The following is a 12,775-nucleotide window of genomic DNA, read 5'->3' on the forward strand; positions in this document are numbered from 1 at the left end:
CCTCGGTCGCCGGACGGTGCGGAAGTCCCGCGCCGTCCGGTGGTAGCGGTGCGGTGGTGGAGCCGCTCAGTAGTAGAGCAGCGCCTTGCTCCAGTCCTCGTCGGGGCCGAAGAGGCTCCGCGGCTTGACCACGTCCTGGGTGGCGGTGAGGACGTCGTGCGGTACCAGCGTCCCGGGCTCGACGCCGCGCACCTCGCACGGCGCGCCGAGCCGTTCGCGGATCGCGTGGGAGAGCTCGGCGGTGGCCGCGGCCCGGTGCTCCGGGGCCACCTCGATCTCGACGGTGAGCCGCTCGGGGTCCGCCTTGGCGCGCCAGAACAGCACCCCGTACGCGGCGGGAAGGGAGAACACGAGCGTCTCGACCTGATGCTGCGCCACCCGCGCGCGTCCCACCGGGTGGCCGAACGCGGCGCGGCCGAGGACCCGGATCGTGGGCAGTTGCCAGCCGCAGGCGCAGTCGGCCCAGGAGAGCTCGACGTCGTCCTCGAGGTTGTAGCGCAGCAGCGGCATCGCCTCCCGGAACAGGGGAGTCACCACGAGCTGGCCGCTGCCCTCGGCGGTGACGTCGCCGCTGTCCGGGTGGTACACCTCGCCGATGGCGCGGTCCGCCCAGAAGTGCAGGACGCCCTCCGGGCACTCGCCGGCGAGGCTGCCCGTCTCGGTGGACCCGTACTCCTCGACCACGGGTACGCCCCACAGCCCGCTGATCCGCGCCCGCCGCTCGTCGGTCATCGGCTCGCCGCCGACGAAGAGCGCCCGCAGCGCGGGGAAGTCGTCGCCGGGCCGCAGGCCGGCCGCGTCCGCCGCGGCGGCCCACAGCAGCGTCTCGGTCGGCATGGACCACGACAGGGTGACCTCGAGCTTGTGCAGCACGCGCACCACCCGGGCGTAGGGCATCGCCGCCGAGCGGTTGTCGCCGGGGACGACGGTCGCGCCGCGGCTCCGCGCCGCGGCGTGGGCGAGGTGCCCGGTGATCATCAGCGCGTACGGGGTGCGCACCAGGAACACGTCGTCGGGCCCGATCTCCACCCGCTTGCGCGCGTAGCGCTCGGCGAGGTCGATCCAGTCCTCGGCGGTGTAGTAGGACGCGGTGGGCTGCCCCGCCGTGCCGCTCGACTCGTGATAAGTGGCCAGTTCCCGGCCCGGGACCGCGAGCATGCCGAACGGGTACGCGTCGCGCAGGTCCTGCTTCGACGTGAGCGGCAGGTCGGTGAGCACGTCGCGGGCCGACGACGGCGTCGCCGGGCCGATCCGGTCACGGTAGAACGGGGACTCGGCCGCGCGGGCGAGCAGCCGGGGCAGCCGGCGGTCCTGCAGCTCGGTCAGGCCGGCGAGGCTGTCCCACTGCCCGATCTGCGGCAACGAGGTCAGGGTCGGGGTCATGAAAGTTCCTCCAGTCCGAGAACACGGTGCGCGTTGCGCCTGCCGACGAGTTCCCACGCGTCGGGGGTGATCCCGACGGCGCGGAACTTGGCCAGTTCGACCTGTGGATGCTGCAAGGGGTACTCCGAGCCGAACAGCAGCCGCTCCGGCCCGAGCCGGCGCAGCGCCGCGGACAGCACGCTCGTGTATCCGCCCGAGGTCTCGACCAGCACGTTCGGCACGTCGGCGACCAGCTCCAGGGCGTGCAGGTCGATGTTCCCGGTGCCCGCGTGGCCCAGGACGAACGTGGCGTCCGGGTGCGCCCGCGCGAGCGCGACCAGGTCCGCCACCCCGCAGCCCGGGCGGATCAGGCACACCACGTAGACCGGGTGCCGCGCCCGGGCGGCGACGCGGACCAGGGCCGCGACGCGCGGATCGGTGAGCGGGACGCCGTGCACCGCGGGGGAGATCTCGCATCCCCGGAACTCCGCCGCGCGGCGGGCGTACTCCCCGGGCGGCCGGTGGGGATTGGCGAAGTAGAACGGCACGAACCGCTCCGCGCTGCGGCGGCAGAACGCCAGCACCTCGTCGTTGTCCGGATCGGTGGTGACATGCCCGCCCTCGACGAGCTGCCGGGACAGCGTCGGCAGGTCCACGACGCCGCCCGCGGAGACCGCGGCGCGTCCGATGCCGCTCGCGGCGAGCGTCTCCGTCAGCTTCTCGGCGGCGCCCGGGCGGGGCGCCAGCCGCACCTTGAAGTCGAAGAGGGCGTGCACGGATCCGCTCACCGGACACCGGCCGGATGCGCCGACGGCTCGCCCGCGAGCTCGAACTCGTCGTGCAGGGCGGCCACCGCCGCGGGCACCCGGTCCCGCGGGACGGTGACGGAGGTGCGCAGCTGCGTGGTGGAGAGCCAGCTGGTGGGGATCCCCGCGCGGGCGAGGGTGGCGAGCGCGCGGGCGGCGAGCTCGGGGCGGCTGAGCAGTCCGGTGCCGACCAGGGACACCTTGCCGACGTCGTCGTTGACGTGCAGGTGCCCGCCGTGGCTCCGGACGGTCTCGCGCAGGGCCGCCGAGGCCCGCTCCAGCTGCGCGGACGGGATGGTGAACCCCATCCGGAACTGCGGTTCGTGCTGGCCCGAGCGGGCGACCACGTCGACCGGCGTGCCGTGCTCGGCGAGCACCTGGAACACCTCTGCGGCCAGATCCCGCTCGGCCTCCAGCAGCACCCGGGCCACGCCGCGGTCGTGCGTCACCGCGAGGACCGCGCCCCGGCTCTCCAGCCCGTCGTCGGCGGGCCGGGCGACGATCGTCGTGCCGTCGCCGGTCCCGCGGGAGCTGCGCACCTGCAGGTCCACGTCCCGCAGCGCGGCGAGCTCGACCGCGCGCGAGTGCATCACCCGGGCTCCCGCGAACGACATCTCGGCCATGACGGGGCCGGGAACGTCGGGCAGCCGCCGGGCGTCCGGGACCAGTCGCGGGTCGGCGGTGAAGATGCCCGCCACGTCCGTGTAGATCTCGCACCGCTGGGCGCCGAGCGCCGCCGCGAGGGCGACGGCGGTCGTGTCCGAGCCGCCCCGGCCGAGGGTGACGACGTCGCCGGCGTCGCCGGCCCCCTGGAAGCCGGCGATCACCGGGACCGTCCCGGCGGTGAGCAGGTCACGCAGCCGCGTCGTGTCGATCGACTCGACGGTCCCCGCGCCGGGGAGGCCGGTGACGGCGATGCCGGCCTGCGCGCCGGTCAGCGACACGGCGGGGACCCCGGCGGCGTGCAGCGCGATGGCGAGCTGCGCGGCGGAGGCGATCTCCCCGGTGGACAGGAGCTGGTCGATCTCGCGGGGCGGGGCGGCCGTCCCCGCGCCGACGGCGTCGGCGGCGGCGAGGAGCTCGTCGGTCGTGTCGCCGCGGGCCGACACGACGACGGCCACGGCGGTGCCGTTCGCGTGCTCGGCGGCAACCGTCCCGGCGGCGGCGCGCACCTGGTCGGCGGACGCCAGCGAGCTGCCTCCGAACTTCTTCACCACGGTCTCGGTCACGTCATGGGACGCTAGCCAATTTGTCCGGTTCCGGTCACTACCTGATCGAGTAGTTCACCGCCCGGGCAGCTTTGCTCGTCCGAGCAGTGGTCCCCGGGACGGTGCGCGGCGAATACTCTCCGGCGAGAGGAGCCCCAGATGCCGAAGATCGATCGACGCCAGTTGCTGTCCGCCGCTCCCGTCGCGGGCGCGGCCCTGCTCACCGGCGCGCCGCCGGCGGCGGCCGGGCCGGCGACCCCGCCCGCGCCCGGGCCGGTGGTGGTCCGTCCGGGCGATCCCCGCTACGAGGAGCTGACCGTCGGGAACAACCAGCGCTGGGTCTCCCGTCCCGACCACGTCGTCCTCGCCCTGACGCCCGACGACGCCGCCGGCGCGGTCCGGCAGGCCGTCCGTACCGGCAGGCGGCTGACCGTGCGCAGCGGGGGCCACTGCTACGAGGACTTCGTGCACAACGAGGACACCGACGTCGTGCTCGACCTGTCCGAGCTGCGCGAGGTGGGCTTCGACGCCACGGAGTCCGCGTTCTCCGTGCAGCCGGGCGCGACCCTGCAGCAGGTCTACGAGTCGCTCTACCGGCGCTGGGGCGTGACCATCCCCGGCGGGTCGTGCTACTCGGTCGGCGCGGGAGGCCACATCATGGGCGGCGGCTACGGGCTGCTGTCGCGCCGTCACGGCCTGACCGTCGATCATCTCCACGGCGTGGACGTGGTCGTGGTGGGGGCCGACGGCGCGGTCCGGCAGGTGCGGGCCACGCGGTCGCGGAACCGCGACCTGTGGTGGGCCCACACCGGCGGGGGCGGCGGGAACTTCGGGGTCGTGACCCGCTACCTGCTGCGGTCCCCGGACGCGCGGCTGCCGGGCGAGCCCGGCGGCCTGCTGCCGCGGCCGCCGTCGACCGTGCTGATCCGGGCCGCCGCGGTGGACTGGGCGGGCCTGGACCAGGACCGGTTCGTCCGGCTGGTGCGCAACTACGGCCGGTGGCACGAGGCGAACAGCGCCCCCGGCAGCGCGGCCACCGGGCTCTCGGCGATCCTCGCGCTGAACCACCGCAGCGCCGGCGCCGTCGCGCTGCTCGCGCAGGCGGACGGGGACCAGGCGGGCGCGCAGGCGCTGCTCGACGACTTCTTCGCCGAGGTGCTCGACGGCGTCGGGCTCACCGCCGGTCCCGTCACCCGGCCCGCGCTGGAGGTCGGCGCGGTCCCCGAGCTCGCCACGGCCCGGCGCCTGCCCTGGCTGCACGCCGTGCGGCTGCTCGGGACCAACACCCCGGCGCTGACGGATCCCACGCGACGCGCGGACCACAAGGCCGCCTACTTCCGCCGCGGGCTGACCACCCGGCAGGCCGGCGTCCTGTACCGGCACCTGAGCGCCGCCGGGTTCGCCAACCCGGACGCGGGCGTGGTCCTGTTCGGCTACGGCGGCCGGATCAACGCCACCGGCCCGTCCGCCACCGCCGTCGCCCAGCGCGACAGCGTGCTCAAGCTGCTCGCGCAGTCGTTCTGGACCGCGCCGGGCGACGACGACGAGAACGTGCGCTGGACCCGCGAGCTGTACCAGGACCTGTTCGCCGACACCGGCGGCGTGCCCGTGCCCGGGGACGTGACGGACGGCTGCTACATCAACTACCCCGACACGGACCTCGGCGACGAACGCTGGAACACCTCGGGCGTGCCGTGGACCGAGCTGTACTACAAGCAGAACTACGCACGCCTGCAACGGGTCAAGCAGCGCTGGGACCCGGCGAACACGTTCCGCCACGCCCAGTCCGTCGCCCTGCCCTGACGCACGGCGCTCCGGGGTCCGGCGCGGGCCTCAGGTGCCCGGGTCGCGCAGCATGAGCGCCCTGGCCATCTCCGTCCGGCTCCGGACCCCGAGCTTCACGAAGGCGCGCCGCAGGTGCGTGTCGATGGTGTGGGGGGAGAGGTGCAGCTCCCGCGCCACCGACTTGTTCGTCATGCCCGTCGCGACGAGGCGGGCCACCTTGAGCTCCGCCGGGGTCAGACCGGCCGGGGCCGGTCCCGCCGGGGCCGGTCCGGCGCCCGGCGGTGCCGCCGCCCGCACCGCGTTGTCGAGCGAGCACCGGCGATACTCCGAGAGGCTGCGGTGGACCGACTCGCGGACCAGCCCGCTGCGGAACCGGAGGTCTTTCCCCGCGCCGGTCAGGACACCGGCGGCCACGGCCTCCTCGACCGAGCGAGCCGCGCCGACCGGGGACTGGCCGGCGAGCTCGGCCAGCAGGCACATGTCGATCGTGCCGGGGAACGCGCAGGCGCTGCGGACCACCGTCCGCGCCTCGGGCGACAGTCCCGTCAGCCAGCGGCCGGCGACGGCGGAGACGATCTGGTCCGGGATGCGGAGCCCCTGGTCGGTCCGGTCGGTCCGGTCGGTCCGGTCGGTCCGGTCGGTCCGGTCGGCCGGCCGCACCGACGGGCCGAGCCCGATCAGCGTCTCGATGAGATAGGGGTTGCCGTCGCACTCGTCGCGGATCCGCCGGCCGGCCTCCGCGGGCAGCCGCTCGATCCGGTCTCCGTAGAGACGTTCGATCTCCGGCGGACCGAGCGGGCGCAGGCGCAGGCGCGCGACCGGGAGGTCTTCGAACAGGGCGAAGTTGTCCGGGCCCTGGTCGGCGCGGATCCTCGGACGGCCGGCGAGCAGCCACAGGACCGGCACCTGGCGAAGCTCGGACACCAGGTGATGGATCGCCGCCGCGGTCGCCCGGTCGGCGAGATGGAAGTCGTCGACCATGATCACCGTCGTCGTCCTGCCGGCGATGTCGGCCAGCAGGTCACGCACGCGCTGCAGCAGGTCGAGGCGCTCGCCGGCCGCGGCGTCGACCCACCGGATCCGCGCGAGCGTGTCACCGGCGACGTGCGCCAGGCCGTGGTGGTGGAGCACCCGGAACAGCGTCCGCAGCGGGATGTCGGGGTCGGACAGGAGCGCCGTGGTGACGGAGGCCGGGATCCCGGCGCCGGCCGCAGCGGCACGCACCGCCGCGAGCGTCATGCTCTTGCCCGTGCCCACCCAGCCGGTGACGACGTGACAGTTCACGTCCAGGGGGCGGCCGTGGCCGATCCGCCGGACGGTGCGGCCCAGGTCCTCGAGCGCCTCACCGGCGCCGAGGGTACGCGGCCCGGGCACGGTGGCGGCAGAACGTGTGGTGTGCAACAGCTCTCCATCGAGGTCTCGCGGGCCCGTGCGCGGGCCGCGGCTTCACGGTGTCAGGACTCTTGCGTTCTTGCCGGTCAGCGTGACTCGCGGGGACTGCGACCGCAAGACGGCGTCCTGTGGGGAACGTCACGGGCGCCCGGGGGGCCCGCACGGGTGCGGATCCCCGCACGGCGGGGCCCGTGGTCGCGCGCCTCACGCGGCCGGCGCGAAGGCGGGTGGGATAAGATGTTGCGGTTGCCTGACGGGCCCCCGGTCCGGACGGCAGCTCCCTGGGACCTCGGCCCCGCGACGTGCGTGCGGTTCGTCCGTACGACACGTCCGTCGGCTGGTCCCGCACCCGGCAGGTGTCGTCCCCGGACGACGCCGGTCCCGGGTGTGACCTACTCACCCACGAAGGACAGGAATCCCGTGACCTCAGTCACCCGTTCGCGGCGTCAGGTTCGCCTGAGCCGCAAGCTCGGCCTCGCGCTCACGCCGAAGGCCGTCAAGCACTTCGAGAAGCGCCCGTACCCGCCCGGTGAGCACGGGCGTGCCCGTCGTCGCACCGAGTCGGACTACGCGGTGCGCCTGCGCGAGAAGCAGCGCCTGCGTGCCCAGTACATGCTCCGGGAGAAGCAGCTCCTCAAGGTGTACGAGAACGCCCGCAAGCAGCCCGGCCTGACCGGTGAGGTCATGGTCGAGGACCTCGAGACCCGTCTCGACTCGCTCGTGCTGCGCGCCGGCTTCGGCCGCACCATCCTGCAGGCCCGCCAGATCGTGACCCACCGTCACATCCTGGTGGACGGCAAGATCGTGGACCGTCCGTCCTTCCGCGTGAAGGAGGGCCAGACCATCCAGGTGAAGCCGAAGAGCCAGGCCACCACGCCGTTCCAGGTCGCCGCCGCCGGCGCGCACCGTGACGTGCTGCCGAACCTGCCCGGCTACCTCGACGTGCAGCTGGAGAAGCTGTCCGCGACGCTGACCCGTCGTCCGAAGCGCACCGAGGTCCCCGTGACCTGCGACGTGCAGATGGTCGTCGAGTACTACGCCCGCTGACGCATTTCCTAAACGCCCAGGTCAGGGGCTAAATCCTGGCCCGGCTCTAGCCGGTGGTAACGCGACGCGGTAACGTGCGACGCGATACCACCGGCTTTCGTCGTCCGCGGAAGGGCGTAACACGACATGGCGAGCATCCAGGAACGCACCTCCAAGTCCGGCGTGACGACTTACCGTGTCGGCTACCGATACCAGGGCAAGCTCTGCTGGACCCACGCCCTGGACACGCCCGAGGCGGCCGTCGAGGTCAAGGAGCTCTTCGAGAGCCGGGGCGTCGAGCTCGCCCGCGCCACGCTCGCCGCGGTGGCCGGTCGGGGGCCCACGACAGCGCCGCGGCTGTCGGAGATGCTCGAGAAGCACCTGCGCGTGGTCGCCAGCTACGCCTCGTCGGGGACCGTCGACGGGTACCGGCGCATGGCCGCCCGGACGTGGCTCCCACGGCTGGGAGACTTCCCCGTGGACGCGGTCGAACGAGAGCACGTCACCGACTGGATCAAGCACCAGCGAACCGTTGAGACCAAGCGCTCCATGGTCGCGCGGCGCCAGGCCCGCAAGGAGGGTCGCCCCGAGCCCGAGCCGAAGTACTACGCCCCGAGCTCGATCCAGGACGCGCAGTCGTTCCTCTCTGACGTGTTCGACGCTGCGGTCGAGGGCGGCCACATCACGAAGAACGTGGCCGCCGGGGTGAAGCTCCCGAGTGACCACGCGAAGCCTGAGATGGTGTTCCTCACCACGGCGGAGTACGCCCGGTTGCTGGACAAGGTCGACCCATGGTGGCAGCCATTCGTCTCGTTCCTGGTCGGTACCGGCTGCCGGTGGGGCGAAGCCACCGCGCTGTACGCGCACGACTTCACCCTCGACAGCGCGTTCCCAGCGGTCCATATCTCCCGCGCGTGGAAGAAGGGGCCGTCGGGCACGCGCTACCTCGGGTCGCCGAAGTCGGCCAAGGCCATCCGAACGATCAGGCTGCCCAGGTCGCTGGTCGACCGGCTGCGCCCCGTCATCGAGGAGACGCCGGAGGGCAAGTTCGTCTTCCGGGGCAAGCGCGGGGGAGTGGCGCTCAATACGAACTTCCATGCCAACTACTGGAAGCGCGCGGTCACCGCAGCAGACCTCGGCAAGAGGCCGCGCGTGCACGACCTGCGGCACACGCACGTGTCCTGGCTGATCGAGGCCGGCGTGCCCCTGCCGGTCATCCAGCGCCGCCTGGGGCACGAGAATATCGCCACGACCGTCGACACGTACGGGCACCTGACGCCCGACGCGCACTGGGGCGCTGCCGAGGCCGCCGACGCAGCGCTGTCGGAGGCGCTACCCCAGATCGAGGGTTGACCGGCAGTGTTCCGGTCCGGGAGCATTGCGGAGCACGTTTCCCCGTTTCCGAGCAAGGATGAGGTTGGAAGATGCGCGCTACGTTCCTCGGCAAGGACCCTGAGTCCGGCGACGAAGACTCGCCGACGCTGTTCGCCACCGACCGGACCGACCGGAAGACCTACATCGCGCAGGGCTGGAAGGTGACCGACCCGGCCGTGCTGGCCGACGTCGGCGAGGTGCCCGACCACGAGACGATCATCGAGATCCCGGAGGACGTCATCAAGATGTGGGCTCGCCGCTACCAGGAGGAGGAAGGATCCTGACACGCCTGACGCCGCCCGGGCCCGAGTTCGCCGAGCTGTTCCGCACCTTCGAGCACACGGCGTTCCGCCTCGAGCTCCGGGACACGTACAACTCGCCCAGCGAGCAGGAGCCGCTGCGGCGGTTCCGTGAGACCGGGGTCGTAGACCAGTCGAACCGGAGTGCATGGTTGGGGCTTGTGGCGGAGTCCACGCGTGCCGGCCGGACCTGGCGCCGGGTCCGTGTGGTCACGCTGCCGCTGACCGAGTACAGCGACTGGGGTCTGCGGCTGGCAGAGGCGACCGTCGCTGCTGGTGACGACATCCGCTACCTCGAACGCGATGACGCTGTGGGCCTGCCGGACTTCGACTACTGGCTGTTCGACTCGCGCAAGGTCGCCAAGATGCACTTCGACGAGGGCGATGGCCGGTTCATCGGCTTCGAGATCATCGAGGACCCGTCGGTCGTGGTCGAGCTGAACTACCAGCGCGACGCCGCCTGGCATCACGCGATCACGAGAGACGACTTTGCCGCGGAACATCTCGACTAGTACCGACATCCAGGCGGCGCGCAAGGCGCTAGCCGACCGGATGCGGGAGCTCCGGCGAGCTGCTGGCCTGACCGGCAAGCAGCTCGCCGACTCGCTCTCCTGGCAGGCATCGAAGGTCTCCAAGATCGAGCACGCCAAGCAGCCGCCGTCGGACCAGGACGTGCGCGACTGGTGTCGCGTCACGGGAGCCGAGCGCGAGACCGACAAGCTCCTGGTTGACCTACACACCATGGAGGAGCGCTACCGGGAGTTCCGGCGCGAGTTCCGGGGCGAGTTCCGGGGCGGCATCGCACAGCACCAGGACGGGATCAGGCGCCGCGAATCCGAGACCCGGCTCCTGCGCGTCTTCGAGCCCGTCTACGTGCCGGGCCTCTTGCAGACCCCTGACTACGCCCGCGCCCGCTTCGTTGAGTCGGCTCGCAAGTACGGGCACCAGCAGGAGATCGACGACGCCGTCGCCGCCCGGATGCGCCGGCAGGAGATCCTGCACCTTTCGGACCGGAGATTCCACTTCATCATCACCGAGGCCGTGCTGCATTACACGATGTGCCCGCCCGAGGCGATGCTCGGACAGGTCTATCGGATGATGGAGCTGTCCACACTCCCCAACGTCAGCCTCGGGGTCATCCCCTTCGAGACCAACTACGTGATCGCACCCAAGCACGGGTTCTGGCTCCACGACACCGCGCTGGTAAAGGTCGAGACGTTCACTATTGCGCTCAGTCTCACCCAGGCCGAAGAGGTCGAGGCCTACGAGAAGTTCTTCGAGTCGTTCGCCCTCGCCGCGGTCCATGACCGCAAGGCGCGGGCACTGCTGACCGACGCCGCAGAACGGTATGTCGCCCGGGTCGGGCGCGACTCGGAACGCCGCACCGAGCAATCTTGAGCAAGTTCCTCGCGTTGCTGGAGTTTCGGTCCTAATTTTCAGGGCATGACCCCACCGCCAGAACAGGTCGGCACCGAACCCCCGATCCGCCACCTGAGCGAGACCCGCTGCTACGCCCCCGACTGCGACGGCATCGCCGAGCTGGGCGAGGCGTACTGCTGGCAGCACGTCGGCGTCGACGACTGGGTCGAGCGCCTCCGCAGGGGCGAGCGATGACGGCGGCGGCAGAGACGGACGGGGCGCGGGTCCGGGTGCAGATCACGTCTGGCCGGTTCGCTGGACGCACGGGGCTCCTCGTGGGGGCCGGGGAGGATCGCGCGACGGTGGACCTGGGTGTGCCGATCGACGGCGGGAGCGGGGTCGTGGTCGTGCCGGCCTCGGCAGTCCGGGAGAGCGAGCGGTGAGCACCGTCGAGGGCGAGGAGGATTTCGCCGCGGAGTCGCGCATCACGCTGCCCGTCTGGCAGGTCGGCGACCGCGTGCGGATTGTGGGCGGGTCGCCGCAACTCTTGGGCGCGGTCGGGGCGGTCGTCGAGGTGGGGCTGCCGGGTCGGTGGTCGGTGCGGGTGGCGGTCGAGGGGCGGCGCGGATTCGGGCGGGTGCTCCGGGCCGCCAGCGAGCTCGCGCCCGAGGACGAGGCGGCGTCGTGACATGACGACGAGCCCCGCCCGACCGGAGTCGAACGGGGCTCAGGGTGTCCGCCCCCAGGCGGACGGCGCGGCCTCGGGTGGAGAACGGGTCCCGGGGCGCGCTTCTCACGCTACGGCCGTCGCGGGCGGGCGCCTACGGCGGGGCGGGTGAGATCGCGGGTGAAGTCGGGTCACCCCCTTCTACTCCACCTTGCTAAATGGCAAGGTCACTGATAGTCTTTACTTGTCAACACGATGGAGGGGGGTGGAAGATGAACAAGGATCTGCGGAAGATCGTCAAGGCACTGGAGGCCCAGGGCTTCGAGGTCGACGTCACGGCGCGCGGCCACATCGTGGTTTCGCGGAACGGGCAGTTGATCGCGACATTCTCGGGGACGGCCAGCGACTGGCGGTCGATCCGTAACAGCCTGGCCCCGCTCAAGCGGGCCGGGTTCCGGTGGCCGCCCAGGCGGTAGCCGGAACGCCGGGCCGGAGATATCCCACATAACTCCGGCCCGGCGCCGATCCTTCATTCTCCCACCACCCTCATCCTCACCACCACACCCTCACCCACCGCGGCAGGAGCACCCATGCAGTACAACGCGAGAATCGAATACGACGAGCGCGACCCGGTCGACGAGCAGCTGCTCGACGCCCTGGCCGACTACCACCCCGTCACCTCACGCAGCCCGCTCGGGCGCGTGGAGGTCATCATCACTGTGCCGGCCGAGACCCTGCGGCAGGCAACGCTCACCGCCTTGTCCGTGGCCGGCGACGCGCATACCGCGCCGGTAGTCGCCTTCGAGGTCATGCCGACCGCCGAGTTCGACGAGCGGCTCGGACTGACCCGCCTGCCCGAGCTGGTCTCCGTGACCGAGGCCGCGGCGAAGCTCGGCGTCACCCGTCAGGCCGTGCTGCAGCGCCTGGAGTCCGGATCCCTGCCTGGCCAGAAGGTCGGCAACAACTGGGTCGTGGAGTACAACTCCCTGATGACACCCGAGGAACGCCTCGCCAGCTTCAAGGAAAGCGTCGCCGCGAACATGGCCGCGATCCCCGAAATCGAGAAGCAGCGCAAGTCAATGGGTCGCTGACCCGGGTACGACGAAAACCGCCCCGCCCACCGTTGAGGTGAGCGGGGCGGTTCTGTGCAGACGCCGTCGGTGCGTCGTCCAGGCTACTCCCGGTTCGGCACGATACCCACGGACACGGCGCCGAGTGCGGCGAGCAGGATCAGCAGCCAGCCGGACGAGGTGATGGTGCCCTCGGTCGCGATGGGGATGGCGGCCTGGAGCCCGGTGCCGACGACGGCGACCATCAGCTTGAGGTAGCGCGCCGGCCCCGCCTCCAGGTTCGGCACGAGGTAGACCATCACGGCCGTGAGGATGGCGACTGCGACGCCGAGCGCCTCGACGACGGTCACGACGTCGTCGGACAGTGCGGTCACGAGAACGCCGAGCGCGGCCGTGAGGATGGCGACGATCGCCTTCGCGTAGCGCG

At 72.0% G+C, this 12,775-nt stretch carries 16 protein-coding genes; 11 read left to right on the forward strand and 5 right to left on the reverse strand.

Features of this window, described 5'->3' with window-relative positions; translation table 11 throughout:
• Window positions 1-66 precede the first annotated feature (66 nt).
• Genes ACYVK5_RS23350 through ACYVK5_RS23360 form a run of 3 tightly spaced genes read right to left on the reverse strand, consistent with a single transcriptional unit; the run spans window position 67 to window position 3,397 of the window.
• Complete coding sequence (locus ACYVK5_RS23350; RefSeq protein WP_460708373.1) at window positions 67-1,383, reverse strand: phenylacetate--CoA ligase family protein; 1,317 nt, start codon at window positions 1,381-1,383, stop codon at window positions 67-69.
• Window positions 1,380-2,150 (reverse strand): amidohydrolase family protein, encoded by a 771-nt coding sequence (locus tag ACYVK5_RS23355; protein ID WP_460708374.1) that lies wholly within the window; start codon window positions 2,148-2,150, stop codon window positions 1,380-1,382. The genes ACYVK5_RS23350 and ACYVK5_RS23355 overlap by 4 nt, the downstream gene beginning before the upstream one ends.
• Window positions 2,147-3,397, reverse strand: a complete 1,251-nt coding sequence (locus tag ACYVK5_RS23360) for an aspartate kinase (RefSeq protein ID WP_460708375.1) — start codon at window positions 3,395-3,397, stop codon at window positions 2,147-2,149. The genes ACYVK5_RS23355 and ACYVK5_RS23360 overlap by 4 nt, the downstream gene beginning before the upstream one ends.
• A 138-nt stretch (window positions 3,398-3,535) precedes the next feature.
• On the opposite strand from ACYVK5_RS23360, the gene ACYVK5_RS23365 reads away from it, so the two are divergent.
• Complete coding sequence (locus tag ACYVK5_RS23365) at window positions 3,536-5,179, forward strand: FAD-dependent oxidoreductase (protein WP_460708376.1); 1,644 nt, start codon at window positions 3,536-3,538, stop codon at window positions 5,177-5,179.
• Window positions 5,180-5,209: 30 nt separating this feature from the next.
• Here the strand turns inward: ACYVK5_RS23365 and ACYVK5_RS23370 are convergent, their stop codons facing one another.
• On the reverse strand, window positions 5,210-6,562 hold the full coding sequence (locus ACYVK5_RS23370) for a LuxR family transcriptional regulator (protein ID WP_460708377.1): 1,353 nt from the start codon (window positions 6,560-6,562) through the stop codon (window positions 5,210-5,212).
• Window positions 6,563-6,973: 411 nt separating this feature from the next.
• On the opposite strand from ACYVK5_RS23370, the gene rpsD reads away from it, so the two are divergent.
• The 10 genes from rpsD to ACYVK5_RS23420 all read left to right on the forward strand — a co-directional run bounded on the left by rpsD (window position 6,974) and on the right by ACYVK5_RS23420 (window position 12,369).
• Window positions 6,974-7,600 (forward strand): 30S ribosomal protein S4, encoded by a 627-nt coding sequence (rpsD, locus tag ACYVK5_RS23375; protein WP_460708378.1) that lies wholly within the window; start codon window positions 6,974-6,976, stop codon window positions 7,598-7,600.
• A 162-nt stretch (window positions 7,601-7,762) separates the two neighbouring features.
• Window positions 7,763-8,932, forward strand: coding sequence for a tyrosine-type recombinase/integrase (locus ACYVK5_RS23380; protein WP_460708379.1), 1,170 nt, complete (start codon window positions 7,763-7,765; stop codon window positions 8,930-8,932).
• 71 nt (window positions 8,933-9,003) lie between these two features.
• Window positions 9,004-9,237 carry a hypothetical protein gene (locus tag ACYVK5_RS23385; RefSeq protein WP_460708380.1) on the forward strand — a complete coding sequence of 78 codons (234 nt, stop codon included), beginning with the start codon at window positions 9,004-9,006 and terminating at the stop codon, window positions 9,235-9,237.
• Window positions 9,201-9,764: a DUF6879 family protein gene (locus ACYVK5_RS23390; RefSeq protein WP_460708381.1), complete on the forward strand. Its 564-nt coding sequence runs from the start codon at window positions 9,201-9,203 to the stop codon at window positions 9,762-9,764. The genes ACYVK5_RS23385 and ACYVK5_RS23390 overlap by 37 nt, the downstream gene beginning before the upstream one ends.
• On the forward strand, window positions 9,742-10,650 hold the full coding sequence (locus ACYVK5_RS23395) for a helix-turn-helix domain-containing protein (RefSeq protein ID WP_460708382.1): 909 nt from the start codon (window positions 9,742-9,744) through the stop codon (window positions 10,648-10,650). The genes ACYVK5_RS23390 and ACYVK5_RS23395 overlap by 23 nt, the downstream gene beginning before the upstream one ends.
• 45 nt (window positions 10,651-10,695) lie before the next feature.
• Window positions 10,696-10,866, forward strand: a complete 171-nt coding sequence (locus tag ACYVK5_RS23400; RefSeq protein WP_460708383.1) for a hypothetical protein — start codon at window positions 10,696-10,698, stop codon at window positions 10,864-10,866.
• The gene (locus ACYVK5_RS23405; RefSeq protein WP_460708384.1) at window positions 10,863-11,054 is read left to right on the forward strand and encodes a hypothetical protein; all 192 of its coding nucleotides are present in this window, start codon (window positions 10,863-10,865) and stop codon (window positions 11,052-11,054) included. The genes ACYVK5_RS23400 and ACYVK5_RS23405 overlap by 4 nt, the downstream gene beginning before the upstream one ends.
• Window positions 11,051-11,299: a hypothetical protein gene (locus ACYVK5_RS23410; RefSeq protein ID WP_460708385.1), complete on the forward strand. Its 249-nt coding sequence runs from the start codon at window positions 11,051-11,053 to the stop codon at window positions 11,297-11,299. The genes ACYVK5_RS23405 and ACYVK5_RS23410 overlap by 4 nt, the downstream gene beginning before the upstream one ends.
• Before the next feature lie 251 nt (window positions 11,300-11,550).
• Window positions 11,551-11,754, forward strand: a complete 204-nt coding sequence (locus tag ACYVK5_RS23415) for a hypothetical protein (protein WP_460708386.1) — start codon at window positions 11,551-11,553, stop codon at window positions 11,752-11,754.
• Window positions 11,755-11,868: 114 nt separating this feature from the next.
• Complete coding sequence (locus ACYVK5_RS23420; protein ID WP_460708387.1) at window positions 11,869-12,369, forward strand: helix-turn-helix domain-containing protein; 501 nt, start codon at window positions 11,869-11,871, stop codon at window positions 12,367-12,369.
• 83 nt (window positions 12,370-12,452) lie between these two features.
• Here the strand turns inward: ACYVK5_RS23420 and ACYVK5_RS23425 are convergent.
• Window positions 12,453-12,775, reverse strand: a 323-nt coding sequence (locus tag ACYVK5_RS23425; protein WP_460708388.1) for a hypothetical protein, incomplete at its 5' end; no start/stop codon positions are given.

It is taken from the genome of Myceligenerans halotolerans (assembly GCF_054782975.1).